Genomic DNA, 25,592 nt, shown 5'->3' on the forward strand with positions numbered 1-25,592 from the left:
GCACATGACAGCGCACAACACGCAGCCCCACGCAGCTGGCGGCAGCCTGAGTACCGTATTGGTCGCAAACCGCGGGGAGATTGCCTGCCGCATTATTCGAACCCTTCGTGACAACGGAATTCGCTCCGTCGCGGTCTACTCGGATGCCGATGCCGACGCCCCTCACGTCCGCATGGCGGATATGGCCATCCACATTGGCCCATCTCCGGCACGTGAGTCCTACCTGGTTATCGACAAGATTATCGATGCCGCTCGCCGCTGCGACGCAGACGGAATCCACCCCGGTTACGGCTTTCTGTCTGAAAACGCAGACTTCGCGACCGCCTGTGAGGAAGCAGGTATTGAATTCATTGGCCCACCGGCCAGTGCCATCAACACCATGGGTGACAAAATCTCCGCCCGCGCTGCCGTCGAAGCCCGCGATGTTCCCACCGTGCCGGGTCTGTCTCGCCCCGGGCTTAGCGACGAGGACCTCATTGAGGCAGCCCCATCGATTGGCTTTCCGGTACTGATTAAGCCGTCGGCAGGCGGTGGCGGCAAGGGGATGCACCGCGTGGAAAACGCTGCTGACCTGCCGGCTGCGCTCGCGACGGCCCGTCGTGAAGCGGCGGGTGCCTTCGGCGATGACTCCCTGTTCATCGAGCACTTCGTCGACACCCCGCGGCATATCGAGGTGCAGATTCTCGCAGATAAACACGGCAATGTAATCCACTTGGGCGAGCGTGAGTGCTCGCTGCAGCGACGCCATCAGAAGGTCATCGAGGAAGCACCGAGCCCTCTGCTGGATGAGGAAACGCGCAGCGCAATTGGTGAAGCGGCCTGTGACGCGGCCCGCTCGGTCGGCTACGTCGGCGCGGGCACGGTGGAGTTCATTGTGCCGGCGAAGGACCCGTCGTCGTTCTTCTTCATGGAGATGAATACGCGCCTGCAGGTTGAGCACCCCGTGACTGAGCAGGTCACCGGCCTGGATCTGGTGGCGCTGCAGGTTGACATTGCCTCGGGACGCCCACTGCCGGTTGCTCAGGAAGATGTAACTCTCACCGGTCACTCGATTGAAGCTCGCGTGTATGCCGAAGACCCGGCGGCGGGATTCCTGCCCACCGGTGGCACGGTCACACGTGTCGTCGAGCCGAGCGGGGCGGGAATCCGGGTGGATTCCGGCATTGTCGACGGTTCCGAGGTCTCATCTCTCTATGACCCGATGTTGATGAAGATCATCTCCCATGGGGAAAACCGTGAGCAGGCGCTCGAGCGGTTGGACCGAGCGCTCGGAGACACCGTTGTCGCAGGTGTCGGAGTCAATATCGACTTTTGTCGCTACCTGCTGAACGTCCCCGAGGTTCGCGCCGGCGATCTTGATACCGGTCTGCTCGACCGCGTGGCGGAAGGCTTCGCCACCTCCGAAACACCGGACGATGTCTACCTCGCCGCTGCGATGGACTGGCTGACTTCCCGCTTTGAACAAGCCACCGACTCACCGTGGCTGACCCCGGATGGCTGGCGTGCCAGTGCGCCTGCCGCGCAGCGCATTCGCTTTGGGGCAGGGGAGGACTCGCGTCTGATCTCGATTGTGGGCACCCCGGCGAGTGCTGACGTCGTTGTCGGTGACGTAGTCGCAGGTCTGTCGGCCGAAGCGGAGAACGAAGATATCGACGTTCCAGAACCGCGAAATTACAAAGTTTCGGTCTTTCGCGACGGGGAACATCTGCGCATCGTCCGCGACGGAGTCGCACAGCACTTCCTGGTCGAGACCATCGACAATGCGGGGTCGGCGAACCACGAAGAGTACGTCGTCGCCGGTGCCCACGGCACCTGGGTATTGCCCCGCACCGAGGTAGTCACCACCGGCGCCGAAGCCGATGCCGGTGGTTCAGGGGTTATCCAAGCTCCGATGCCCGGCGCGATTATCGCGCTGGCGGTGGAGGAGGGAGCCCGCGTGGAAGCTGGTGAGGCTCTGTTGGTCATGGAGGCCATGAAGATGGAGCACACTCTCACTGCCGAAATTGCAGGTGAGGTTAGCTTCACCGTCGCGCCGGGCGATCAGGTCGCCGGTGACCAGCAGCTGGCCGTCATCACCGTGGCCGAAGCCGAGGAATAAAAACCCACACAAAACGCACCAATCAGGTCCCACACCAATCAGGTCCCACACTTACAAAATCTTTAAGGAGCACTCATCATGTCCGAAAGCACCAAGATTGCAACCGCCATCCTCGACGACGAATACGTGGAACTGCAGAAAGTAGTTCGCGAATTTGCCAACGAAGTTGTCGATCCGGTTTCCGCCGAGCATGACCGCAACCACACCTTCCCGTACGAGATTGTCTCGCAGATGGGAGAAATGGGCCTGTTCGGTCTGCCATTCCCTGAGGAAGTCGGTGGCATGGGCGGTGACTACCTGTCCTTCGGTATCGCCCTGGAGGAGCTAGCTAAAGTCGATCAGTCGGTCGCTATCACCCTGGAAGCTGGCGTTGGTTTGGGAGCCATGCCAATCTTCCATTTCGGCAATGACAAGCAGAAGGAGACCTACCTGCCCGAGCTGACTGCTGGTAAGAAGCTCGCTGGCTTTGGTCTCACCGAGCCGGATGCAGGCTCCGACGCCGGCGCCACCCGCACCACAGCCCGTGAAGACGGCGATGATTTCGTCATCAACGGCGCCAAGCAGTTCATCACCAACTCCGGCACGGATATTACTTCGCTGGTTACTGTCACCGCAGTCACCGGCCAGAAGGAAGATGGCAAGAAGGAGATTTCTACCATCATCGTGCCGAGTGGCACGGAGGGCTTTGTCGCGGAACCGGCTTACGACAAGGTCGGTTGGAATGCCTCCGACACCCACCCACTGACCTTCACCGATGTTCGCGTCCCGCAGGAGAACCTGCTGGGCACCCGTGGTCGCGGCTTCGCTAACTTCCTGTCCATCTTGGCCGAGGGGCGTGTCGCAATCGCAGCGCTTGCCACCGGTGCTGCGCAGGGTTGTGTTGATGAGTCGGTCCGCCACGCCAAGGAGCGCCACTCCATGGGCCGTGCGATTGGTGAGTACCAGGCCGTTTCCTTCAAGATCGCACGAATGGAAGCGCGTGCGCATGCCGCACGTATGGCGTGGTACGACGCAGCCGCAAAGATGGCCGCGGGCGCAGAGTTCCGTCGTGAAGCGTACATCGCCAAGATGATTGCCTCGGAGGCTGCGATGGACAACGCGCGCGACGCGACGCAGATTTTCGGCGGCTACGGGTTCATGAACGAGTACCGCGTGGCACGCCACTACCGCGACTCCAAGATCCTGGAGATCGGCGAGGGCACCACAGAAGTGCAGCTCATGCTGATCGCGCGCGGATTGGGGCTGTAAAAATGGCTGACAACAACGCAACCGAAGTCACCCACGACGTCGTCCAGCGCGGACTGTGGTTCGAAGAGTACGAGGTCGGCGCGCGCTACCTGCACCGTCCGGGGCGAACCGTCACTGAAACCGATGACGTCCTCTTCACGACGCTGACCATGAACACCCAGCCACTGCATCTGGATGCGCACTGGTCGAGCCAGCAGCCGGGATTCGGCGGCGAGCGTCTGGTCAACTCCATGTGGACGCTGTCGACGGTTGTCGGGCTGTCCGTCGGGCAGCTGACGCTCGGCACCATCGTCGCCAACCTCGGCTTCACCGAAGTGGCGTTTCCCGCACCGATGTTCCACGGCGACACCCTGTATGCAGAGACCGTCTGCCGTAACAAGCGTCGGTCCAAGTCTCGCCCCAACCAGGGCATTGTCGAGCTCGAGCACATCGGTCGCAATCAGGACGGCACGATCGTCTGCCGCGCCGTCCGGTCCACGCTCGTCCAATGCGCACCGACTTCGCTTGACGACGGCTCCGAGAACGCAGCTTCAGCGGGGAAGTGAGTGGCTCATGTCTACGCATAAATCCTGGCAGCCGCTGGGCCCTGCAATTCTGTTTGCGCCGGCAGACAGGCCGGAACGATTCGCTAAAGCTGCTGACCGTGCCGACATGGTGATTCTGGACCTGGAGGACGGCTGTCGCGCAGAAAACCGTGAGGCTGCCCGCGAGGATATCGCCTCCTGTGACCTCGACCCGGCCCGCACGATTGTGCGTGTCAATCCACCGGAGGTTGAGGACTACGCAGCGGATATTGACATGCTGCGTGGCACCGCTTTCCGCCAGGTGATGCTGCCCAAGGCTTCCTCGGCTCAGCAAGTGGATGAGTTGGTAGCGGCACTGGGGGAGAAGACCCAGGTCATTGCCCTTATTGAAACTCCGCTTGGGGTCATGCGCGCCGAAGAGCTGGCGCAGGCCGATGGTGTCGTTGCACTGTTCTGGGGCGCAGAGGACCTGGTGGCGGGATTGGCGGGAACGTCATCACGCTTTAGCGAAGCAGAGGCTGCACTCGCGCCGGGCCGTATCCATGCGGGTAGCTACCGCAGTGTGGCGGTACATACCCGCAGCCACGTTCACCTGGCTGCAGCGGCGCACGGTAAGGCCAGTCTGGATTCCATCTACGTCAATATCTCCGACGCAAATGGGCTAGCTGCGGAGGCCGCAGATGCCGCTGCGTTGGGATTTGCCGCCACCGTCTGTATCCACCCCGGTCAGGTCCCGACAATCCGCAAGGCTTACCGCCCCAGCGACGAGGAGATTGATTGGGCGCGTCGGCTCTTGGCGGAAGCGGAAAAGAACACCGGTGCCTTCAGCTTTGACGGCCAGATGGTGGATGCGCCGCTCTTCCGTCAAGCAGAAGCCATTGCTCGGCGAGCTGCTGTAACCGGTTAGTCCCACGGCCGGTAACGACCACTGATTTATCCCCCTAAAGAACACATTTTCCTCTCACACACTCCGCACTCTGCGGAGTCACTTAAACCAAGGAGATCTCCCCATGACCGCGACATTGAAGAACCACGCAGAACAGCGCACTGCTGATCCTTCGAAGCTGCCGGAGGGCTTCACCACTGTGCCGGCACCATACGGCAAGGATGTTGTCGATGCCGATGGCAACAAGATGAGCCACGTGTTCGGCGCCGGTGTCGAGCAAGGCGCCGCTCCACTTCGCGATGAGACCCTCGGTGAGAACCTGCGTGCGATTGTGGAGAAATTTCCTTCCCGCGACGCCGTCGTTGACGTCTACGCGGATGTCTCCTTTACCTTTGAGCGTTTCTATAACCGGGTTCTGCGCCTGGCCAGCGCTTTCATCCGGGAGGGCTACCGTCCAGGAGACCGCATCGGCATTTGGTCCACCAACCGCTGGGAGTGGACCGTGGTGCAGTACGCCTGCCACCACATCGGCCTGGTGCTGGTCAACATCAACCCGGCTTACCGCCAGCACGAACTGAACTACGTGCTGGAAAAGGCAGGTGTGCGTATGGTGTTTGCCGCTCGCCGCTACAAGGACTCCGATTACCGAACCATGCTGATTGAGGCCTCCAAGCAGCGCGGTGTGCGCTTGGACAAGGTCATTTACTTCGGTTCGTCCGAATGGTACGAGCACATGCACAGCGAAATCGACGACCTGAGCGAGTACACCTCCCAGCTGAAGCCGGATGATCCAATCAACATCCAGTTCACCTCGGGCACGACAGGCTTTCCCAAGGGCGCTACGCTAACGCACCGCAACCTGCTGAACAATGGATACTTCATCGGTGAGCTGTTGGGCTACACCGAGACCGACCGCATCTGTGTGCCGGTGCCGTTCTTCCACACCTTCGGCATGGTGATTGGCACCTTCGCCGCCTTCACCCACGGTGCCGCTATTGTCATCCCGGCCCCGTCGTTTAAGGCGCGTGAAACACTCAAGGCTGTGCACTCGGCCAAGGCCACCAGCCTCTACGGCGTGCCGACGATGTTCATCAATGAGCTTGAAGAAGCTCATGATCAGGAGGAATACGGATCCCCCTACGACCTGTCGCTCCTGCGCACAGGAGTGATGGCAGGTACCTCGTGCCCGTCGAAGACCATGCGTGATGTGATGGATAAACTCAATATGCGCGAGATTGCCATCTGTTACGGCATGACGGAGACCTCGCCGGTGTCCTTCCAGACCCGCGCAGATTCTCCTCTGGAAAAGCGCGTCAACACCGTCGGCCAGATTATGCCGCACTTGGAAGCCCGCATCATTTGTGAAGAAACGGGTGAGACGCTGCCGCGAGGCGAACAGGGCGAGGTTGTCGTTCGCGGTTACTCCGTTATGAAGGAGTACTGGGAGCACCCGGAAAAGACCGCCGAGGCCATCGACGCCGACGGTTGGATGCACACCGGCGACTTGGGTGTGCTTGACGACGAGGGCTACCTGTCCATCACCGGACGTATTAAGGACATGCTCATCCGTGGCGGTGAGAACATCTACCCGCGCGAAATTGAAGAGTTCCTGTTCACCCACCCGGCTGTCGTCGATGCGCAGGTCATCGGTGTGCCGGATGACAAGTACGGCGAAGAGATTATGGCATGGGTAATTCTGCACGACGATGTGGAAGACTTCACCGCTGACGATGTGGCGGCCTTTGCCCACGGCAAGCTGTCGCGTCACAAGATTCCGCGCTACGTCCACGTCGTCGAGGAGTTCCCGATGACCGCGTCGGGCAAGGTCCGCAAGGTCGAGATGCGTGAGATGGCTCCGCGAATCCTGGGCTGGGTGTAGAAGAATGTCAAAAACAACTGATCAGACCGGCCGTGAGCTTGTCGCAGGCCTTGTCACTGATGGAATGACCCTGGCAGTTGGCGGCTTTGGCCTGTGTGGTGTGCCATATACCCTCATCGAAGGCGTGCGCGACTCCGGGGCAAAAGACCTCACCATCGTGTCCAACAACATGGGCATTGACGGCACTGGGCTCGGCATTCTGTTGGAGAACAAACAGGTGGCAAAGGTAGTGGCCTCCTACGTCGGCGAGAACAAGGAGTTTGCCCGCCAGTACCTCGAAGGAGAAATCGAGGTGGAGTTCACCCCTCAGGGAACTCTGGCTGAGCGGCTTCGCGCAGGGGGCGCAGGTATTCCGGCGTTCTACACCGCAACCGGCGTCGGCACGCTCGTTGCAGAGGGCAAGCCCCACGCCGACTTCGACGGGCAGACCTACGTGCAGGAGCGTGGCATCGTTGCCGACATTGGCCTGGTGCACGCCTACCACGGCGATATCGACGGCAACCTTGTCTATCGCCGGACCGCGCAGAACTTCAACCCACTGTGTGCAGCATCCGGCAGGGTGACCGTTGCGGAGGTGGAGCACTTGCTTGGCCGCGGTGAGATCGACCCGGATCTGGTGATGACTCCGGGTGTGCATATCCAGCACATCGTCCGCGGTGACGGCCGCGAGAAGCTCATTGAAAAGCGCACAACTCGGCAACGCAATACCGATTCCAGCCACGATGCCGGTGACGCGGCAGCAGGGGAGGAGATTTAAATGGCACCTGCGAAGACAATTATGGACAAGGGCTGGAGCCGTGACGAGATGGCACAGCAGGCCGCCGAAGAGCTGCGCGATGGCGACTATGTGAATCTGGGTATCGGCATTCCGACACTGGTGGCAAACCATATTCCCGAAGGTGTGCGTGTTCTGCTGCAGAGTGAAAACGGAATTTTGGGAATGGGCGCCTTCCCATATGAAGGTGAAGAGGACGCCGACCTTATCAATGCGGGTAAGCAGACCGTGACATTGGTGCCGGGCGCGGCAATCTTCGACTCCGCCACCAGCTTCGGCATGATTCGCGGCGGTGCTGTGAAAATGGCCGTGTTGGGCGCAATGGAGGTTAGCCAGTGCGGTGACCTGGCCAACTGGATGATTCCGGGAAAGATGGTAAAGGGCATGGGCGGCGCGATGGACTTAGTCGCTGGTACCCCTCGAGTGGTGGTTTTGACCGATCACGTTTCCAAAGATGGCAAACCAAAATTGGTAAAAGCCTGCGAACTGCCCCTCACAGGTGCAAAAGTAGTGAAAAGGATTATTAGCAACCTGGGAAGCTTCGATGTCGCTGATGATCACCTGGTGCTACGCAGGCTGGCACCTGGAGTGACGCTAGCCGATATCGAGGCCAACACCGAAGCCGCATACGTGGTTGACCTCGAGAATTAAATACGCAGCAATCATGGTCAGTCCACACTCATCAGATTTGACTTAGGAGAATCCATCCATGAGTAACCTTCCAGCTCCCAGCCCGAATGATGTCGTTATCCTCGCCGGTGCCCGCACCCCGCAGGGCAAGCTGCTCGGCCAGCTGGCACCGCTTACTTCCGTCGAACTCGGCGCACATGCTGTCAAGCACGCTGTCCAGCGTTCCGGCGTTGCCCCGGAAGAGGTTCAGCACGTCGTTCTGGGCCAGGTGATTCTCGCAGGCGCTGGCCAGAACCCGGCCCGACAGGTCGCCATTAAGGCAGGTCTGCCATGGAATACGACCGCTGAGATCGTTAACAAAGTCTGCCTCTCGGGCCTAAACGCGGTCATTCACGCTGCTCGCCTGATTCGTCTCGGTGACGCAGACGTCGTTGTTGCAGGTGGTCAGGAGTCCATGACGCACGCTCCGCACGTTGCACGCGGTGTTCGTCAGGGCAAGTCCTTCGGTGCGCTGAAGCTGGAGGACACCTTGGAGCGCGACGGTCTGGTCGACTCCTTCGATGGTGTGTCCATGGGTACGCTTACCGACGGTCCGAACAGCGACCTCGGCATTAGCCGCGAGCAGCAGGACGAAGTTGCGGCCGCTTCTCACCAGCGTGCAGCCAAGGCGCAGGAAGACGGCATTTTCGCGCAGGAAATCGCTCCAATCGAGATTCCGCAGCGCAAGGGTGACCCGGTAGTTGTTGACACCGACCAGGGCATTCGCCCGGAGACCACTGTGGAGACCCTGGCTAAGCTGCGTCCGGTCTTCCTGAAGGAAAACGGCACCATCACTGCCGGTAACTCCTCGCCGATTTCCGACGGTGCCGCAGCAGTTGTGCTGGCATCGCGTGCCTACGCAGAGAAGCACGGCCTAGACTACCTCGCAGTTGTGGGCAAGGCCGGCCAGACCGCAGGTCCGGATAACTCCCTGCACGCTCAGCCGGCGGACTCTTTGAAGGAGGCTCTGCGTCGCGCTGAGTGGGACGCGCAGGAGCTTGACTTCATCGAGATCAACGAGGCATTTGGTGCGGTGGCCGTCAAGTCCCTGCGTGAGCTGGACTACCCGCTGGAAAAGACCAACATCCACGGTGGCGCGATTGCCCTCGGCCACCCGATTGGCTGCTCCGGTGCCCGCCTGACTCTGACCGCTGCAATGGAGCTGAACCGTCGCGGTTCGGGTCGCGCTGGTGTGTCCCTGTGTGGTGGCGGCGGCCAGGGCGACGCGCTGCTGCTGTACCGCGACTAATCGCATAGGTTAAAAACTCAGCAAACCCGCGTGGTGGTTTCCACTCTATGGACCCCACAACGCGGGTTTTGTTGTCTCCTGGGGGAGCCTGCGCGAAGGTGATTCGAGTTTTCAATTAGGTTAGGAGCTATGACAGGCTTTAGCTCCCTCGATGGTGAACAGACCTTCCCTTGGCTTCCCTCTGGCCCGGCGCTACTCTTCGCCCCGGCTGACCGTCCGGAACGTTTCCAGAAAGCTGCTGAACGATCGGACATGGTCATTATTGACCTGGAGGATGGCGCTGCCGTTGACAATCACGAGCAGGCACGTGCGAACATCATCAACAATCCGCTCGACCCGGAGGTGACTATTCTTCGGATTACCGGTCCTGGGACTCCGACCTTCGCGGAGGATGTCGCCTTTGCCCGTACATGTGACTACGACATCGTCATGGTGCCCAAGATTCGAGACTCCATTCCCGCAGAGCTCGAAGGGTTGAAGATCATCGCGATGATTGAAACCCCGCAGGCCATGATTAATATCCAGCAGATTGCCACGCACCCGGACGTTGTGGGTCTGTTCTGGGGTGCCGAAGACCTGACCGCCGAACTCGGTGGGGCGTCCTCGCGTCAGAGTGTGGATGAAAACCCTCGCCGCCACTACCGCGATCCGCAGCGATTGGCTCGTGCACTCGTTCAGGTGCATGCAGCTGCAGCGGGTATTGCCGCCATTGATGCCGTTCATACTGACTTTCGCGATGAGCGCGGCCAGTACCTAGAGGCTCTCGATGCCGTGGGCTGTGGTTTCCTGGCTACGGCCTGCATCCACCCGGCGATGGTGCCGCCGGTGCGCAAGGCATATAAGCCGTCGGAAGCAACGCTCGCCCGCGCCCGGAAGATTATCGATCACGCAGGTACGCACACTGGCGCCTTTCAGCTCGATGGCGAGATGATTGACGCGCCCGTCGTAAAGCAGGCGGTGGCAGCGCTCGCGCGTGCGGGAATGACGGAGTAACTAGCGGCGGGATTTCGCCAGGTTCTCGGTGACCTTCCGATCGATGCGGCCGAAGTTGTAGTACGCCGCACACGCGCCTTCGGGGGAGACCATGCAGGTGCCGATGGGGGTCGCCGGGGTGCAGGCGGTGCCGAAGACCGCGCACTGCCAGGGCTTGATGTGGCCGGTGAGCACAGAGCCGCATTCGCAGGTCACGGGATCTGGGATACGGCGCCCCGGCACCTGGAAACGGCGCTCGGCGTCGAATACCGCGTATTCCTCAGAGATGCCGAGGCCGGAGTTTTCAATCCAGCCGAGGCCACGCCACTCGAAGGTGTCGCGGAGGGAAAAGACGCGGTCCATAAGTTTCTGCGCGGTGGTGTTGCCGGAGGAGCGAACGACGCGCGCGTACTGGTTGTCCACCCGCGACTTACCGGCAGCAACGTCGCCGCTGACGAATTGATCTAGCAGCATGACGACGGCCTGGAGCACATCCAATGGCTCAAAACCGGTGACCGCCACTGGCAGATTGAACTCGCGCGGCAGGAACTCGAAAGCGTCCGTGCCGGTGGTGGTGGCCACGTGGCCTGGGCCGATAAACCCATCAACCTTGGTTTCGCCGCCGTTGACGATGGCGCGCAGCGGCGGCTCGATAAGTACGTGGTTGGAAAACACGGAGAAGTTTTCCACGCCCTGCCGGCGTGCGGCCTCAACGGTCACGGCAGTCGACGGGGCGGTGGTCTCGAACCCGACGGCGAAGAAAACGACCTGCTTATCGGGGTTGTCGGTGGCAATTTTCAGCGCGTCGAGAGGCGAGTAGACAAAGCGTACATCGGCGCCGCGCGCACGTGCCTGCATCAGCGACGTTTCGGACCCCGGCACGCGCATCATGTCGCCGAAGGTCGTGAAAATGACGTCTTCCTGCTGTGCCAGCCAGATGGCATCGTCGACGCGCCCCATGGGGATGACACAGACGGGGCAGCCGGGTCCGTGAATCAGCTCGATGTTCTCCGGTAGGAGGTTTTCCAAGCCGTAGCGGTAAATGGTGTGCGTGTGCCCGCCACAGACTTCCATCAGTGCGATGGGCTTTTCCAGCTTGGTGGCCTCGCGTTCGATGCGTGCGAGCAGCTTCTTCGCAGCGGCGGGATCGCGGAATTCGTCAACGTATTTCATGGTGCCGTCCAGCCCCCTTAGTTGATCTGTGACGATGAGAAGGATTCCAGCTCATCCTCGTAAGCGTCGCCACCTAGCTGTTTGATTTGCTGGAGCGAGAGCCTGGCCTCTTCCTCGTCGATCTTGCTCATGGCGAAACCGACATGTACGAGAACCCAATCACCGGCGGTGAGGCTCTCGTCAATAAGTAAATCGGTGGAAATCATGCGTGCGACGCCACCAATTTCCACTGTTGCACGGGCAGCATCGTGGACTTCCGTGATGACGGCGGGGACACCAAGACACATACGCTTCTCCTCGTTTGCAATACTTATCGAGACTACCATCAGGAGCAGCGAGCCTCGTTTTCGAAGGACGAGTGACGCAAGCAGTTTTGTCCGCCAGCAGCTGTGAAGTTAGGGATAGTGAGCATGCAGCCGAAGAATCGTCTGAACACCAACGAAGCCAAGGTAAACACCAATATTGGTCGCGTTCGGGCACGTCCGTTCAGGCTTCTCGACGACTACGTCACCCTGCAACACGGCTCCGGCGGAAAGGCATCCGCAGCTCTGGTTGAACAGGTCTTTTTCGATGCCTATGGCAATGAAATTTTAGGGCAGGGTGGCGACTCCGGGCTCTTCGCTGCCGATGCCGTCGTCAAGGCTGCGACAGCTTCTGCACATGGCGGGGCGCGTTTGGCAATGTCCACTGACTCCTACGTGGTCAATCCCATCGAGTTCCCGGGCGGCAACATCGGCGATTTGGCCGTCAACGGCACGATCAACGATCTGGCGGTAGCCGGAGCCAGGCCGCTGGCGCTGACCGCATCGTTCATCCTGGAAGAGGGGCTGGAGATCGCGACTCTCCGTCGCATCGTGGCGAGTATGCGCACCGCTGCCGATGCCGCAGGGGTGAGCATCGTCGCCGGCGACACCAAGGTTGTGCCGAAGGGCGCAGGTGACCAGGTCTACATCACCACGGCCGGGGTGGGCGTGGTCCGCGGCGACTACGCCGGTGCCGCTACGAAAGGATCTGTCTACGCAAACATCGAGGCCGGAGACCGCATCCTCGTCTCCGGTCCAATCGCCGATCACGGCATGGCCGTCATGCTCGCCCGCGGCGACTTGGCTCTGGCCGCGCCTATCGAGTCCGATACCCGTGCCGTCAACGGCCTGGTCGAGGCACTACTTGAAGCTGCCCCCGGCACTCGCTGGATGCGCGATGCCACTCGTGGCGGCCTCGGCACGGTCGCCAACGAGCTCGCCCGTGGCACCGGTTTTGGTGTCGTGCTTGACGACGAATCCATTGCGGTTCGTGAAATGACCCGTGGCGCCTGTGACATGCTCGGCATCGATCCGCTCTACGTCGCCAATGAAGGCACCTTCGTCGCCGTTGTCCCGGCTGAGCAATCCGAGGCAGCGCTCAGTGCGCTCCACGCAGCCGGGGCTTCCGAGGCTCGTGATATCGGCTCCATCGAGGACGAGCCCGCCGCTTCCGTGGTGCTGGTCACCGGATTCGGTGGCACCCGCATGGTGGACATGTTGGTCGGCGACCCGCTGCCGCGCATCTGCTAGACATCCATGCCGGTTGCCGCCAGCAGGCGACCGGCCACCGCCTGGCCAAGACTCAAGCCGCCATCGCCCGGCGGCACGATTTGATGCTGCAACAGAGTAAAGCCCTCAGCTGTAACTTCGCGCTGCAGCAACTCCATCAACAGCGCATTGTTCGCGCAACCCCCGCTGACACCGACAACATCGGTTCCAGCTTCCTCCGCCGCCTGCACCAATCGCTTGCCGACGACGCCCGCAACCCCACTGTGAAACAAGAATGCGGCCTGCTCAGCGTCAGGCGATGCTGCCGCCTCTCGAATGACGTCCTGGAGGGGCACCGGCTTCGTCTCTGAACTGATCGCTCCGAGCGCTTCCGCATGTGACCTCACGTAGCGAGTCGCCACTGCCTCCAACTCCATGGCCGCTTGCGCCTCGTAGCTGATGGCCGCGCCACCGCGCCAGCGAGGCAGCAGCAGAGCTGCGGCGGCATCGAATATGCGGCCTAGAGACGAAGTTTGCACGGTGCCAATTCCCGTCGCCAGCTGGCTTTTGACCAGGGCTACTTCGTGTTCGTTGGAGAGGTTGCGTAGGAGACGGTCGTCGTCAAGCTCCCACTCGTGCGCGAGACCGAGGGCTAGCCGCCACGGATGCGTGACGGCACGATCGCCGCCTACCAATGGGAAAGAGGGGCAGTGCCAGGTGCGTTCCCAGCCTGCGGAATCTCGACTGAGCGTGAGGATCTCGCCGCCCCAGATGGAACCATCAGTGCCATAGCCGGTGCCGTCGAGGGTAGCGACGACTGCGTGACCGGCACTGGGGGAAAGGAGGCGGTGTTCGGCGAGTAGGGAGAGCGCGTGGGCGAAGTGGTGTTGAACCGAGAGCAGCTCGATGTCGTGCTCGGCAGCGAAGCATTCGGCGAAGGCGGTAGTGGCGTAGCCCGGGTGAAGGTCGCAGACGACAAAATCCGGGGTCGCGTCACGCATGGAAAGGAGCTGATCAACTGCTCTCTGGTAGGCCTTCTGACTGGCCCACGAACCCATGTCACCAATGTGTGCGGAGACGTGAACGAGGTCCCCATGCGCGATCGCGAAAGTGTTCTTCAGCTCCCCGCCAGTCGCGAAAATGGTGGGTTGCGACGTACTACGGGCGCTGGTGCCGGTGCTAGTGCCCGTGTGGCTACGAGAATCGGTGGCCGTGATTGAAACGGGGATGGGAGCGAAGCCACGGGACCGGCGCGATGGGGCGGTGCCGATGAAAACCGAATCTTCAACGGGGACGTGGATTTCGCGGTCGTGGAGGATGAAAGCGTCGGCGATGTGACCGAGCTTCTTCAGCGCGTCGGCATTGTCGGTGCACACGGGCTCGCCACTGAGGTTGCCGCTGGTGACCACGAGCGGGCGATCGCAAAGCAACAGGTGAATGCCTGAGTATGGAAGCATAATGCCGAAGCTGTCGAGGCCAGGGGCGATGAGATCGGAAAGCGGCCCCGACCGCTGCTTCGGTGCAATCACAATCGGTGCCTCAGAGGAGTCGAGGAAACGCTTCTCCTGCTCAGTTAACTCAACCAGTTGGGCAGCGGTGTCAACAGTGGGAGCCATTACCGCCAGCGGTTTGTCGGGTCGACGCTTGCGCATCCGTAGTTTCTCGCAGGCAGCGTCGTTGGCGGCATCGCAGACCAGGTGAAAACCACCAATACCTTTGACGGCGAGCAGGGCGCCGTCGTCAAGCAGCGCGTGTGCGCGACGAAAGAGTGCGAGAACCTCCTCGCGGGAGGTAGCGGTGATGGTGCCGCCTGCATCGTGCCAGCTCAGATGCGGTCCGCAGTCGAAACAGCTGATTGGCTGGGCGTGATAGCGGCGATCGGTCGGGTCGGTGTATTCGCGCTCACACGGGGTGCACATCGGAAAGGCCGCCATAGTGGTGCGCGGGCGGTCGTAGGGCAGTTCAGTGATGATGGACAGACGCGGCCCGCAGTTGGTGCAAGAAATGAAAGGGTAGAGGTAGCGCGGGTTGGTAGGGTCGAAAAACTCACGGCGGCAGTCCGGGCACAGTGCGGTGTCGGGCGGAAGCAGCGCGCGGCCGGGGTAGCTGTGGCGAGAGGACACGATGGTGAACTCGCGCTCATGGCCCAGCGCAGCGATGTGCTCGGCGGAGTGATTGATGATGCGGGCAAGCGCCGGCAGTTCGGTGAAAAGCTGGCTGCGGAAGGCAGCGAGGGCGTCCGACGCGCCTTCTACCTCGATGAATACGCCTTGCTCATCATTGCCGCAGAAGCCGACGAGACCCGCGCGCCGGGCGATGGTGGCCACAAAAGGGCGGAATCCGACCCCCTGGACGATTCCTTCGATACGCCAGCGAATGCGTTGAATGCCCGTGCCCATCCCCGCCCCGGTCGTGCCTGCCTTTTCCATGCGTTCAACTTTACGTAAGCGACTCGGGTCCGTTCGCACTGCTACTTTGGAGATTGTGCACGAAGTAGCGTTGAGCATGCAGTTGGCGAAGGTTGTCACGAGAGCAGCCGAAGGTCGAACTGTACGCACTGTGCACCTGCGGATAGGCGCTCTGCGTCAGGTTGTTCCAGAAACCCTTTCATACGCGTGGGATTTCGTCAGTCGCGATACCGGTTTGGGGCACGCGGAGTTGGAGATCGACTGGGTGCCTGCCGTTGTCGAATGCGCGCACGGCCATCGCGAACAGGTCGGGCCACTCGACGGTCTGCTGTGCCCCACGTGCGGAGAGCCCGGACGCGTAATCTCGGGGGAAGAGTTCACAATCGTCGACATCGACGTCGACACGCACAAGTAGGAAAGACGGTTTTATCATGGGACGTTTCCACCGGCATGACGGCGATGACGCACACCACCATCACCACCATCATCATGACCACGACCATGACCACCATCACGGCCATGACCACGTTCATCTCGCCGATCCCGATGACACTAGCCACGGCGACCATTCGGGTTATGAAACCGGCGTGGAACGCGTGACCATCCTCGAGGACATCTTCAGCGAAAACGACCATCGCGCGGAGCATAATCGCGAGCTGCTTGCTGAGCATGGCGTGGAAGCCATCAACCTGATGAGCTCCCCGGGTTCAGGCAAGACTGCGCTGTTGGAGAAGACACTGGCGGCTGCGCAGGGAAAGCTGCGCGTCGGCATTATCGAGGGTGATATTGAGACGGCTCTCGATGCCGACCGCCTGGAGGGTTATGGGGCACAGATTTCGCTGCTGAACACGGGCAACGGATTCGGTGGTGAATGCCACTTGGACGCCCCGATGGTCTCCCGCGCGCTCGAGGGGCTGGATCTGTCCACGCTTGACCTGGTCATGATTGAAAATGTGGGAAACCTTGTCTGTCCGGCTGAGTTTGAGGTCGGTGAGACTCGCAAGGCAATGGTCTACTCCATCACCGAGGGGGAGGATAAGCCGGTCAAGTACCCGGTGATGTTCCGCTCTGTACAGGTGGTGGTTATCAACAAGATGGACCTTGCCCCGTACCTTGACTTCGACATGGAGCTCTTCCGCGCCAACCTGGAAAAGGTCAATCCAGGCGTGAAGGTGATTGAGGTCTCCGCTAAGACCGGGGAGGGCATCGACGAATGGCTCCGTTGGGTCAACCCTGCGCTGGTTGATTAAGCGCGCGCCGGGGGCCGTCGTGAAGCAATGGGGGCGTCACAGCATGCTTGACGACGGCCCCGTTACCCCCCCCTCGCTTCGCTCCACCTTAGTGGGGGATAGGTGATATCCCGCTGTAATCTGCGGCGGTTTTTCACGTTCACTACCTGTACCTGGAGCTATATTTACGCAACATTTATCTTGCATATTATTTTGTTATAACCGCAGCGCAGCACCATTATTCAGGTTGTTCTTAGGTCGCTATACTTGGCCATGTATAGGCAATGGGCCTTGGTAGTTGTAAAACCTCGAAACCAATATTCCTAATAACTAAGCAGAAGGCGCAGCGAAAAAATGATTAGTGGCGCGAATTGGCAGGAAGGGACCCTCGGCGAAAACCTCGCTAGAGCTGGTGTCTCACGGCGCAGTTTCATGAAGTTTTGTGGCACTATGGCGGCAATTTTTGCCGCCGGAACTCCGAATGTCGGTGAGGCTGCGGCGCAGTCACTGACTCCCTCGGCGGAGGAAATCGCAGATAAGCTCTCGGCTGTAAAGAAGCCGAAGGTGGCTTGGCTGCAGTTGCAGGAATGTACCGGATGTATGGAATCCGTATTGCGTTCCGGAGGCACCACTGCTGAAGATGTGGTGCTGAACCTGGTTTCGATGGACTACAACGAGCTGCTCATGGCACCGTCCGGGCATGCGGCTGAAAAGGCTTTGGACGACATGAATGCCGAGGATCACATTCTGGTGGTCAATGGCTCGATTCCGACCGGCGAGAACGGTGCGTACTGCACCATTGGCGGTAAGTCGGCAGAACAGGTGCTGCTCGAGGCTGCTGAGAAGGCCACGGCAATCCTGGCCGTTGGTGCCTGCGCAGTCTGGGGTTCTGTCCAGGCTGCTAAGCCGAATCCGACCGGTGCCAAGGGTGTCGATGAGATTATCAAGGACAAGCCGGTGATTAACGTCTCTGGTTGTCCGCCGATTGGTGAGGTGATTACGGCCACCCTGACGTACGTACTCACTTATGGCAAGACACCGGAGGTCGACGCTGAGGGGCGGCCAAAGTTTGCCTATGACCAGCGTATTCACGACTCCTGCCCGCGTCGCGCGCATTACGATGCCGGTCAGTTCGTGAAAACCTTCGACGACGAAGGCGCACGAAACGGCTGGTGCCTTTACGAGGTCGGCTGTAAGGGGCCATCCACGTTTAGCCCATGCCCAATCGTGCAGTGGAACCTTAAGTCCGGTTGGCCAATTGGTGCTGGTCACCCATGTATTGGCTGTACTGAGAAGGACTTCTTCGACCAGTTCACTCCGTTCTACGACAAGCTGCCGGGAATCCCGGGTATTGGAGTGGAGTCCAGCGTGAACACGGTCGGCGTTGGACTGCTGGCTGCCACTGCCGCAGGTGCCGCGGTCCATGGCGGACTCACACTGGTGAAGGAACTGAAGATAAGGCGCTCCAACGGCGAAGAAAAGGTGTTGGCTGCGTTTGGTGGTGTGGAAGGCCGGAAGCCACCGATGGTCGACCTTCCTTCAAACGCACCAGGCACGCAGAGCGAGACAGCATCCGATTCGAAGGACAACTAAGGGGGCATAGGACATGGCTACGGAAAAAGTTGTAATCGACCCGATTACCCGAATCGAGGGACACCTTCGCATTGAGCTGGAACGCGAGGGAGACCAGATCAAAACCGCGTGGAGTGAGACTACTCAGTTCCGCGGTATCGAAACCATTGTGAAAAACCGCGATCCTCGCGATGTCTGGGCATTCGTTGGTCGTATCTGTGGTGTGTGCACGGGTACTCACTCGGTGGCGTCCATTGCCGCTGTCGAAGATGCCATTGGCTCGACACCGCCCCCGCAGGCACGTCGTATTCGCGACCTGGTGATTGGCTCGCAGGAGATTCACGACCACGTCGTGCACTTCTACCATCTTCACGGTCTGGACTGGATTGATGTCACGAAGGCTCTCGAGGCAGATCCGAAGAAGACCGTTGAGTTCGCGCAGTCGATCGGCTCGACGTGGAAGGGCAACAACGAAGAAACCTTCGCCCGGGTCAAGGAGACCGTGCAGGGCATTGTGGACTCCGGCCAGCTGTCCATCTTCACCGGCGGCTACTGGGGACATGAGGACTACCGCTTGCCGCCTGAGGCCAACCTGATGGCAGTGTCGCACTACCTCGACGCCTTGGCTTTCCAGCGCTCTATCATCCGCATTAACACCGTCTTCGGCGGTAAGAATCCACACCCGAACTTCCTGGTCGGAGGCATGGCGTGCTCCATCGACCCGGAACGCTCTGAGACGGTCAACCAAGTCGGCATTGATCAGATCAAGTCCTGGATCGACGAGATTGTGGAGTTCGTCAATGACTGCTTCTACCCAGATGCAGTCGCCATCATGAGCGTTTACAAGGACTACTTCGACATCGGTCGCTCCTCCGACAGCTTCCTGGCGGTAGGCATGGCCGGCGCCACTTACTCCGGCGACCCGGCTAAGTCCCGTGTCCAGACCGTGCATCCAGACATCAAGCCCGGTGTCATTCTCGACGGTGACTACACCAAGCTCCACCCATTCCAGCCGGAAAAGATCGAGGAATTCATCAACTCCGCCTGGTATACGCAGGAAGCCGGCGATGATGTCGGCCTCAAGCCGTATGACGGCGAAACAACTGTGAACTACACCGGCCCGAAGCCGCCGTACGAGTGGTTGTCGGACAATGAAAAGTACACCTGGTCGAAGGCGCCGCGTTACGACGGTCGCGCTGTTCAAGTTGGCCCGGTTGCTCGTGTGCTGTTGGCATACCTGCAGAAGGAGCCGGAGACAATGCGCCTGGTCGACGAGGTCATGGATAAGCTCGACCTGCGCATTGAGCAGATGAACTCCACTGCGGGACGCACCTACGCACGTGCTGTGGAGTCTGTGACCACCGCCAATTACTTGGCAGATCACATTTTCCCGGAGTTCGTTGAGGCCCTGAAGAACGGCGACATCGATGTCTTCGACAACAGCCGTTGGGAGCCGACCACGTGGCCGGAAAAGTGCCAGGGCGTGGGCTTCCTCGAGGTCGCTCGTGGCATGCTCAGCCACTGGGTCAAAATTGAAAATGGCAAGGTGACCAACTACCAAGCCGTGGTTCCCACCACGTGGCTGGCCGGTGGCCGTGACTCGAAGGGGCAGCTTGGCCCATACGAGCACGCGCTGGCTGGCGATGGCACACATCCGCTGGTTGATCCCGAGCAGCCGCTTGAACCACTTCGCACGATTCATTCCTTCGATCCATGTATGGCCTGCGCAGTCCACATTTTGGATCCGGCTGGTCAGGAAATGTTTAAGGTGACGACGGCATGACACCCCCAGTGAGTGAAAATCCGGAACTGCGACTAAAAGATTCCAAGGGCAACCCCCTGGTTATTGCGGTTATTGACGCACACACCAGCCACTGGTTGTCGCCATCCGAGGTCATTCAGGCCGCAGCAATTGTCCCGGACGACTCCCGCGATCCTGTCGACCTTGCGCTAAAGGTCAGCTTGCGTCGTCGTCGTGACGATCTTTTCCACCTCGACGGCACGCCACTGATGAAACTGACCCCGGATTCCTACGACCCGGCGACGCCTGACCGCCGTTACTCCATTGCCAAGGTGCACGGCCTCAACATTGCGGATCAAACGGTCGATGTCGCCATCATGCGCGGTGAATTGAATGCGGTCGTTGAGGCATCCACGATGTCCCGTGAGGAAGGCGTTCTACTTCGTCGTAACGCGAACATGCATCATGGTCGCGGGCACCGCAGCATGGGCGTCGCGCTTGCGCCCATTGACAAAGACGGAAATATCATCGGAGAGTTCATCTTCGAAGGATTCGTGGCAATGGGGCTGCGGAAACTCGACGAGGCCATTGCGGAGAACAAGAAGGGCTCCGGTTCGTGGGTCGAGGTTCACCTGTGGGGATGGGCGCTGCGCGTTCAACATTGGTTGAACCTGGCGCTGATGTTGGTGATGACCTTTACTGGCTGGTACATCATGCAGCCCTATTTGACTGAGCGCACCTATGACGGCTCGGCCGCGGGATTCGCGATGGGATATGTCCGTTTCGCGCACTTCTTAGCCGGATTCCTATGGATCGCGGTGGGGCTATGGCGTGTCATTCTGCTGTTTGTTACCCACGACCGACAAACACGATGGCGTGCGCTATGGCCGATTTATAACAAGCAGGATGTTAAAGACCTCTGGCACACGATGCAGTACTACCTCTTCCTGCGCAAGGAAGGGCCGTTCTACTTCGCACACAATCCGCTGCAGCAGCTGGCGTACACCGGCATTTACGCGATGTGTTTCATCCAGATGCTCACAGGTTTGTCGCTATACGCGATGATGGACCAGTCCAACTGGTTCTTCCAGCTGTTGGCTATGCCCACGCACTGGATTGGCATCGGCTACTTCCGCCTGATTCACACAATCATCATGTACCTGATTTGGCTCTTCGCCATCATTCACGTCTACCTGGTTATCCGCTCTGATGCGGTACACAACCACGGTGGTCTGTCCTCGATGATTGGTGGCTCTGTCTGGCTACCGCGCGGCACGCAACCGGTTGACTCTCCACGCATTGGATAGGAGATCATTGGGTAACGATAAGGTGTCCGACGCAGTCACCGGTGCTGATGCTGGCACTCCGTTGGTGACGGTTCTTGGCATCGGCAACCCCGTCATGGGCGACGACGGCATTGGTCTCGAGCTGCTGAGGCGCCTTGCCCCAGAACTGGAATCTGCAGGCATGGGGCAGACAACGCAGGCCGGGGATTCTGCGCATCTGGTCTGGTCGCCCTCCAACCTCGATGATCCTGCGAACCTCGCCGGGCGAGGGGACGAATGGACGGGTGCGGTTGCCTACATCGATGGTGGCACCTGCGGTATGGAGTTGCTGCCCATCGTGCAGGAGGCCAAGAACCTATTGTTGCTCGACGCTCTCGCTGGTCCGGGGGATCCCGGTACCGTCGTCAAGCTCGTCGGTGACCAGATCCCTAGACTATTGGCGGCAAAGCTGTCCGCGCATCAGGTCGGCTTGCTGGATTTGCTCACCGCGGCGCGACTGCTGGGGCAGGAGCCTGAGCGCGTCGGTGTGGTGGGAGTGGTCTACGAGTCTGCCGACATGGTGGTGGGGCTCAGCAACACGGCACTTGGCGGCATTGAGGAGGCGACTGAGGTTGCGCGCGAGCTCATCGACAGCTGGCTTGCCGACGAGCGCGACAGTGACGTCTAACCCTCGCCCTCAGCGCTGACCTCAATACTGGAGATTTCAAACTCGCGGCCGTGCCGCAAATCCGCAGTTGGGGTGCCGCAGACAGGGCAGGTTAGAGCATAGAATTCATCAATTTCATGCTCAGCCTCGCAGGTGGGGCAGTAGACCGTCGAGACAATGAGCTCGGCATCTAACTCGGCGCCCTCACACTGCGTCGCGGCACTGGCCACAGGCCATGCGGCGATGAGGGAATCGTAGACGACCCCGGAGCGGTCGCCCACACGCATTGACACCTTTGTCACGGTACGTCCCGGGCAGACCTCGGCAATCTTTTCCACCACGCTGGTCAACAATCCAAGCTCATGCACAGATACCATTATGGCGAAGCACTCAGCGCAAAGGAGGCGCAGGCGGACCATGTCATCCAAATCCGTTCCGGTTACCCAGCACATCCAGCTCGATGAGCTTGTTGACCCATTCGAGGCACGACTGGATGTCTATCGCGATGACAACGGCGCCATCACACAGGTGTCCTTCGACCTTTCAGGGCTACCGCGTATCGACGGGATGCTCGTGGGCAAGCAGGCGCTGGCTGTACCAGATATCACCAAGCGGCTGTGTGGCCTGTGCCCGGTTGTGCATCATCTTGCAGGCGTGCGGGCGGTAGAGGACCTTTACGGGGTCTTCGACATTCCTCGAACCGCACAGTTGATTCGAGAGCTGCTGGCGGCCGGGTCGACCTTGGATAATCTAGCGACCAAATTTGTGGCCGTCGACCGCGAGGGGGCGCGGGCAATGAAGCGTGCCGGAAAAGCTCTGATGCGTGCAGCGGGGGCACCGTCGCACTTCCCGGATGTCGCCGTCCCCGGCGGTGTGCGCGCGACAGTGGATAAGACGCTGGTTTCTGAGGCAGAAACTGCTCTGGAGGTACTGGCTGAGACGGCGGTAATCAAGGAAGTGGAGCTTCTTCCCACTCCCGATGCCCCTGATGCTTGGACGGATACTTTTGACGGCCTCGACGTGGCAGTTGTCGATGCCGACGGTGAGCTTGCGCCGCTGGGAAATTACCTCGCAGTCGCGCGGCATGACACCGATACCGCGGCGGAGATTTTCCCGGCTGCTGATTGGCCCACACGCGTTCGTGAATCCCGTCCGGGCGATGCCGCTCCCAGACCGGTGTTTGATGCCTCGAAGGAGTTGGGCAAGCATGGCTGTGAAGGTCAGCGGGCCGATTTCTACCGGGTGGGGCCGGTCTCCAGACAGGTTGTCGTCGATAAGCGTGGGGTGAGCCCACGCGACGCCCAACGCCAGCTTCTCGCTGACACCGTGGCTTGGGCGAGGCGGGTGCTTTCCGACGGGGAACTGCTCGGCGAGCATGTGTGCGATCCGAATGCTGCGACAGCGATTGAGAATGCTGACTTTGAAGGGCATCGCAGTGGTGTCGGGATGATTGACGGGCCGCGCGGGCTGTTAGTGCATCGCTATACGGCAGGGGCTGACGGCATCATCACGGATTGTCAGATCATGACACCAACTGCGCAGAACGAACCCTGGCTGACTCGTATGCTCACCGAGCAGCTGTGCGGCGGCGGAGAGGCTGCGGGGGTCGAGAAGTCCATCTGGGCCGCTGATCCGTGCTTACCGTGTAGTTCGGCACCTGCGGGAGTGATGACATTCACGATGCAGGAACATGCCGGTGCACCTGCGGACAATATGACAACGGATAGCCGTGGTTCGGCGGACGCCCCGACTGTAGCGGAGAGGACGAAGTAACACGATGTGTCTTGGAATTCCTGCCCGGGTTTTGGCAATAGCCGATGGTCCACTGCCGATGGCGACAGTGGATATGGCGGGGCAGAAGCGGCAATGCTCGGCAATGTACGTGCCTGAGCTGGTGGCAGGTGATTGGGTGTTCGTCCAGAACGGGTTCATCATGAACGTGCTGGACGAACAGGAGGCCAAGGAGTCCTTAGCCGCAATTGAGGAATATAACCTCATCGAACATGTCGCTGAGGTCTCCCCGAAGGGGCGGACCTAGTTCACGCAGGTCACGCCAGCGGCGTCAATAGCGGGGCGATCTTCCTGCGGAATTTCGCCGCCCTCTTGGCCGATGATGTCGCCATTGGAACCATCTTCAACTTCAGGCGCAGGTTCGGCACCGTCGCCCGAATCAGTGGCCATTCCCTCTGATGTCAATCCTGGGCCGTCGTAGTCACCGGCAATTGTCACTGAGATGTGGTGTGGATCGAGGTATGGATCGTGGACAATCGGTACGCCACCGAGTGCTTCAGAGATGGCCTGAGCTGCCGGATCCTCTGGGTCAGCCGCATTGATCTGGCTGGAGGCAACGCCGGCGAACTCAGCGTTGCCGACCTCTCCCTGGGTGTAGCCCTTTTCCGTTAAGAAGCCTGAGACGCCGCTGGCCAAACCTTCGATGCCTGTGGCGTTGTAAACGCTGACTGTAGTTTCAGCCGCGTTGGGGTCAGCCTTCTTTTCGTCTTCTTCCTTCGCCGGAGCTTTTTCTTCCTTGGTGCCCAGCAGGGTCTCGAAGTACTGGTGAACCTGGCCCTTATCGATTGTGACCACCGACTCGCCATAGTCACCGACACCGTCAATCGAGGTCACCGGGATAGTTTCAAACTTCACGTTGCCACCACTGAGGCCCTGCATCTGGGTGGCAAATCCGGTGACATCCCAGTTGTCGTCGAGCACCACCGAACGCTGGACGGCGTTGCCCAGTTCAGACAGCTTCGCGGGATTAGACAGCGTGCCAGCGCCGAGCAGCTTATTGGTGAACGAGGCCATGAAGACCTGCTGGCGAGTAATTCGGTCGAGGTCACCGCGGGGCAGACCATGGCGCTGGCGGACGAATGAGAGCGCGTCGGCGCCCTTCAATGTCTGTGAGCCCGCTGGGAAATCTGCACCCGAGAACTCGTCGTAGACAGCCTCATTCAGACATACATCGACACCGCCGATGGCATCGGTGAGCAGGACGAAGCCGAGCAGGCCAACTTCTGCGTAGTGGTCAACGGTGATACCGCTGAGGTCGCTAATGGTTTCAATCAGAGCTCTACGTCCGGCCTCGGTCGAGCGACGCTCAATGTCTTCCGGCGAGGCCCCGCTTCCTGCGAGTTCCTCTTCCACCATTTGCTTTGTGTTGCCGTAGACACCATTAATCTTTGTGTTGCCTAGGCGATTGGTGTGGACATAGGTATCGCGCGGAATGGAAATTGCCGTCGCTGAAGAACCATCGGCAGGAACACGAATCACAATAATCGTGTCTGTATTCGTGGCTTCTTCGTCGCCGGCACGCAGAAGCTCAACTTCTTCCGGAGTCAGCGGGTTGCCCTGGGCATCGGTGCGAGAGTCGGAGCCGACGAGCAGAATATCGGTTGCACCGTCCTTCTCACTGCCCAGACCGAAGTCGCCACCCGAACCCAAGTTGTCGGTGGTTCTACCAAGTGTCCACCAGCCAACTGCGGAAATAACCAGGATAATGGCTGAGAGCAGCACAAGCGCATTGCGTAGCATCGGCGGCCAAGCTTGGGCTGTACTCTCTGCAGAGGACGGTGGCGCTTGAATATCGCGTGCGTGACGCGCGCGTGGCGTGTGGCTGCTCAAACCGGGGCTCCTCTTAAACCGTTTTTCGAAAATATAATTTGTGCTGCATGTCTGCGTGGGCATTCCACACATCGTGGAGCGCAGTAAGCAGCTGCGGAAACTACA

23 protein-coding genes are annotated in these 25,592 nt (G+C 60.0%); 18 read left to right on the forward strand and 5 right to left on the reverse strand.

The genetic code is table 11. The features are described 5' to 3' along the window. The first annotated feature begins 4 nt into the window (after window positions 1-4). The 9 genes from CRD18_RS09995 to CRD18_RS10035 all read left to right on the forward strand — a co-directional run bounded on the left by CRD18_RS09995 (window position 5) and on the right by CRD18_RS10035 (window position 10,321). On the forward strand, window positions 5-2,098 hold the full coding sequence (locus CRD18_RS09995; RefSeq protein WP_049172756.1) for an acetyl/propionyl/methylcrotonyl-CoA carboxylase subunit alpha: 2,094 nt from the start codon (window positions 5-7) through the stop codon (window positions 2,096-2,098). Window positions 2,099-2,176: 78 nt separating this feature from the next. Continuing rightward, window positions 2,177-3,346 (forward strand): acyl-CoA dehydrogenase family protein, encoded by a 1,170-nt coding sequence (locus CRD18_RS10000; RefSeq protein WP_048731615.1) that lies wholly within the window; start codon window positions 2,177-2,179, stop codon window positions 3,344-3,346. Window positions 3,347-3,348: 2 nt separating this feature from the next. Beyond that, on the forward strand, window positions 3,349-3,891 hold the full coding sequence (locus CRD18_RS10005) for a MaoC family dehydratase (protein WP_049172760.1): 543 nt from the start codon (window positions 3,349-3,351) through the stop codon (window positions 3,889-3,891). Between the two features lie 7 nt (window positions 3,892-3,898). After that, complete coding sequence (locus tag CRD18_RS10010; RefSeq protein ID WP_049172762.1) at window positions 3,899-4,777, forward strand: CoA ester lyase; 879 nt, start codon at window positions 3,899-3,901, stop codon at window positions 4,775-4,777. A 103-nt stretch (window positions 4,778-4,880) separates the two neighbouring features. Continuing rightward, complete coding sequence (locus CRD18_RS10015) at window positions 4,881-6,635, forward strand: AMP-binding protein (RefSeq protein WP_048731620.1); 1,755 nt, start codon at window positions 4,881-4,883, stop codon at window positions 6,633-6,635. Between the two features lie 4 nt (window positions 6,636-6,639). After that, a complete protein-coding gene (locus CRD18_RS10020; RefSeq protein WP_049172764.1) occupies window positions 6,640-7,392 on the forward strand; it encodes a CoA transferase subunit A in 753 nt (250 codons plus the stop codon). Then, the gene (locus CRD18_RS10025) at window positions 7,393-8,061 is read left to right on the forward strand and encodes a CoA transferase subunit B (RefSeq protein WP_005509864.1); all 669 of its coding nucleotides are present in this window, start codon (window positions 7,393-7,395) and stop codon (window positions 8,059-8,061) included. It abuts the gene before it with no gap. Between the two features lie 58 nt (window positions 8,062-8,119). Continuing rightward, window positions 8,120-9,328, forward strand: a complete 1,209-nt coding sequence (locus CRD18_RS10030) for an acetyl-CoA C-acetyltransferase (protein ID WP_038627863.1) — start codon at window positions 8,120-8,122, stop codon at window positions 9,326-9,328. 129 nt (window positions 9,329-9,457) lie between these two features. Continuing rightward, complete coding sequence (locus tag CRD18_RS10035) at window positions 9,458-10,321, forward strand: CoA ester lyase (RefSeq protein WP_070652869.1); 864 nt, start codon at window positions 9,458-9,460, stop codon at window positions 10,319-10,321. On the opposite strand, the gene hypD is transcribed toward CRD18_RS10035, so the two are convergent. Both hypD and CRD18_RS10045 read right to left on the reverse strand, forming a co-directional pair. Next, entirely contained in the window at window positions 10,322-11,473 is a 1,152-nt protein-coding gene (gene hypD / locus CRD18_RS10040) for a hydrogenase formation protein HypD (RefSeq protein WP_070652868.1), read from the reverse strand. It abuts the gene before it with no gap. Between the two features lie 17 nt (window positions 11,474-11,490). Beyond that, window positions 11,491-11,760, reverse strand: coding sequence for a HypC/HybG/HupF family hydrogenase formation chaperone (locus CRD18_RS10045; protein ID WP_016422179.1), 270 nt, complete (start codon window positions 11,758-11,760; stop codon window positions 11,491-11,493). Between the two features lie 123 nt (window positions 11,761-11,883). Between CRD18_RS10045 and hypE the strand changes: the two genes are divergently transcribed. Then, a complete protein-coding gene (gene hypE / locus CRD18_RS10050; RefSeq protein ID WP_187406708.1) occupies window positions 11,884-13,026 on the forward strand; it encodes a hydrogenase expression/formation protein HypE in 1,143 nt (380 codons plus the stop codon). On the opposite strand, the gene hypF is transcribed toward hypE, so the two are convergent. Next, window positions 13,023-15,413 carry a carbamoyltransferase HypF gene (hypF, locus tag CRD18_RS10055; RefSeq protein WP_242458709.1) on the reverse strand — a complete coding sequence of 797 codons (2,391 nt, stop codon included), beginning with the start codon at window positions 15,411-15,413 and terminating at the stop codon, window positions 13,023-13,025. The two genes, hypE and hypF, sit on opposite strands and share 4 nt — an antisense overlap. Window positions 15,414-15,489: 76 nt before the next feature. Here hypF and CRD18_RS10060 point away from each other — a divergent pair, with 76 nt between their 5' ends. The 6 genes from CRD18_RS10060 to CRD18_RS10085 all read left to right on the forward strand — a co-directional run bounded on the left by CRD18_RS10060 (window position 15,490) and on the right by CRD18_RS10085 (window position 21,887). After that, a complete protein-coding gene (locus CRD18_RS10060) occupies window positions 15,490-15,807 on the forward strand; it encodes a hydrogenase maturation nickel metallochaperone HypA (RefSeq protein ID WP_242458710.1) in 318 nt (105 codons plus the stop codon). A gap of 16 nt (window positions 15,808-15,823) precedes the next feature. Beyond that, on the forward strand, window positions 15,824-16,642 hold the full coding sequence (gene hypB, locus CRD18_RS10065; protein ID WP_049193294.1) for a hydrogenase nickel incorporation protein HypB: 819 nt from the start codon (window positions 15,824-15,826) through the stop codon (window positions 16,640-16,642). Between the two features lie 333 nt (window positions 16,643-16,975). After that, window positions 16,976-18,214: a hydrogenase small subunit gene (locus tag CRD18_RS10070; RefSeq protein WP_016422185.1), complete on the forward strand. Its 1,239-nt coding sequence runs from the start codon at window positions 16,976-16,978 to the stop codon at window positions 18,212-18,214. 13 nt (window positions 18,215-18,227) lie between these two features. Next, window positions 18,228-19,976 carry a nickel-dependent hydrogenase large subunit gene (locus tag CRD18_RS10075; RefSeq protein ID WP_049193295.1) on the forward strand — a complete coding sequence of 583 codons (1,749 nt, stop codon included), beginning with the start codon at window positions 18,228-18,230 and terminating at the stop codon, window positions 19,974-19,976. Next, on the forward strand, window positions 19,973-21,241 hold the full coding sequence (gene cybH / locus CRD18_RS10080; protein ID WP_016422187.1) for a Ni/Fe-hydrogenase, b-type cytochrome subunit: 1,269 nt from the start codon (window positions 19,973-19,975) through the stop codon (window positions 21,239-21,241). Before CRD18_RS10075 ends, cybH begins: the two co-directional genes overlap by 4 nt. Before the next feature lie 61 nt (window positions 21,242-21,302). Further along, window positions 21,303-21,887 (forward strand): hydrogenase maturation protease, encoded by a 585-nt coding sequence (locus CRD18_RS10085; protein WP_049191165.1) that lies wholly within the window; start codon window positions 21,303-21,305, stop codon window positions 21,885-21,887. Here CRD18_RS10085 and CRD18_RS10090 read toward each other — a convergent pair. Continuing rightward, a complete protein-coding gene (locus tag CRD18_RS10090; protein ID WP_172954599.1) occupies window positions 21,884-22,243 on the reverse strand; it encodes a hydrogenase maturation nickel metallochaperone HypA in 360 nt (119 codons plus the stop codon). The two genes, CRD18_RS10085 and CRD18_RS10090, sit on opposite strands and share 4 nt — an antisense overlap. Window positions 22,244-22,283: 40 nt before the next feature. On the opposite strand from CRD18_RS10090, the gene CRD18_RS10095 reads away from it, so the two are divergent. Next, entirely contained in the window at window positions 22,284-23,639 is a 1,356-nt protein-coding gene (locus CRD18_RS10095; protein WP_049172780.1) for a nickel-dependent hydrogenase large subunit, read from the forward strand. 4 nt (window positions 23,640-23,643) lie between these two features. Then, on the forward strand, window positions 23,644-23,904 hold the full coding sequence (locus CRD18_RS10100) for a HypC/HybG/HupF family hydrogenase formation chaperone (protein ID WP_049172782.1): 261 nt from the start codon (window positions 23,644-23,646) through the stop codon (window positions 23,902-23,904). Here CRD18_RS10100 and CRD18_RS10105 read toward each other — a convergent pair. Beyond that, window positions 23,901-25,487 (reverse strand): LCP family protein, encoded by a 1,587-nt coding sequence (locus CRD18_RS10105; RefSeq protein WP_187406710.1) that lies wholly within the window; start codon window positions 25,485-25,487, stop codon window positions 23,901-23,903. The genes CRD18_RS10100 and CRD18_RS10105 overlap by 4 nt on opposite strands. Window positions 25,488-25,592 lie beyond the last annotated feature (105 nt).

The organism is Corynebacterium sp. LK31, assembly GCF_014335015.1.
GTDB lineage: Bacteria > Actinomycetota > Actinomycetes > Mycobacteriales > Mycobacteriaceae > Corynebacterium > Corynebacterium jeikeium_D.

Coding starts and splice junctions, on each gene's coding strand:
- CRD18_RS09995 (WP_049172756.1), top strand. CDS start 5: ATGACAGCGCACAACACGCAGCCCCACGCAGCTGGCGGCAGCCTGAGT.
- CRD18_RS10000 (WP_048731615.1), top strand. CDS start 2,177: ATGTCCGAAAGCACCAAGATTGCAACCGCCATCCTCGACGACGAATAC.
- CRD18_RS10005 (WP_049172760.1), top strand. CDS start 3,349: ATGGCTGACAACAACGCAACCGAAGTCACCCACGACGTCGTCCAGCGC.
- CRD18_RS10010 (WP_049172762.1), top strand. CDS start 3,899: ATGTCTACGCATAAATCCTGGCAGCCGCTGGGCCCTGCAATTCTGTTT.
- CRD18_RS10015 (WP_048731620.1), top strand. CDS start 4,881: ATGACCGCGACATTGAAGAACCACGCAGAACAGCGCACTGCTGATCCT.
- CRD18_RS10020 (WP_049172764.1), top strand. CDS start 6,640: ATGTCAAAAACAACTGATCAGACCGGCCGTGAGCTTGTCGCAGGCCTT.
- CRD18_RS10025 (WP_005509864.1), top strand. CDS start 7,393: ATGGCACCTGCGAAGACAATTATGGACAAGGGCTGGAGCCGTGACGAG.
- CRD18_RS10030 (WP_038627863.1), top strand. CDS start 8,120: ATGAGTAACCTTCCAGCTCCCAGCCCGAATGATGTCGTTATCCTCGCC.
- CRD18_RS10035 (WP_070652869.1), top strand. CDS start 9,458: ATGACAGGCTTTAGCTCCCTCGATGGTGAACAGACCTTCCCTTGGCTT.
- hypD (WP_070652868.1), bottom strand. CDS start 11,473: ATGAAATACGTTGACGAATTCCGCGATCCCGCCGCTGCGAAGAAGCTG.
- CRD18_RS10045 (WP_016422179.1), bottom strand. CDS start 11,760: ATGTGTCTTGGTGTCCCCGCCGTCATCACGGAAGTCCACGATGCTGCC.
- hypE (WP_187406708.1), top strand. CDS start 11,884: ATGCAGCCGAAGAATCGTCTGAACACCAACGAAGCCAAGGTAAACACC.
- hypF (WP_242458709.1), bottom strand. CDS start 15,413: ATGGAAAAGGCAGGCACGACCGGGGCGGGGATGGGCACGGGCATTCAA.
- CRD18_RS10060 (WP_242458710.1), top strand. CDS start 15,490: ATGCAGTTGGCGAAGGTTGTCACGAGAGCAGCCGAAGGTCGAACTGTA.
- hypB (WP_049193294.1), top strand. CDS start 15,824: ATGGGACGTTTCCACCGGCATGACGGCGATGACGCACACCACCATCAC.
- CRD18_RS10070 (WP_016422185.1), top strand. CDS start 16,976: ATGATTAGTGGCGCGAATTGGCAGGAAGGGACCCTCGGCGAAAACCTC.
- CRD18_RS10075 (WP_049193295.1), top strand. CDS start 18,228: ATGGCTACGGAAAAAGTTGTAATCGACCCGATTACCCGAATCGAGGGA.
- cybH (WP_016422187.1), top strand. CDS start 19,973: ATGACACCCCCAGTGAGTGAAAATCCGGAACTGCGACTAAAAGATTCC.
- CRD18_RS10090 (WP_172954599.1), bottom strand. CDS start 22,243: ATGGTATCTGTGCATGAGCTTGGATTGTTGACCAGCGTGGTGGAAAAG.
- CRD18_RS10095 (WP_049172780.1), top strand. CDS start 22,284: ATGTCATCCAAATCCGTTCCGGTTACCCAGCACATCCAGCTCGATGAG.
- CRD18_RS10100 (WP_049172782.1), top strand. CDS start 23,644: ATGTGTCTTGGAATTCCTGCCCGGGTTTTGGCAATAGCCGATGGTCCA.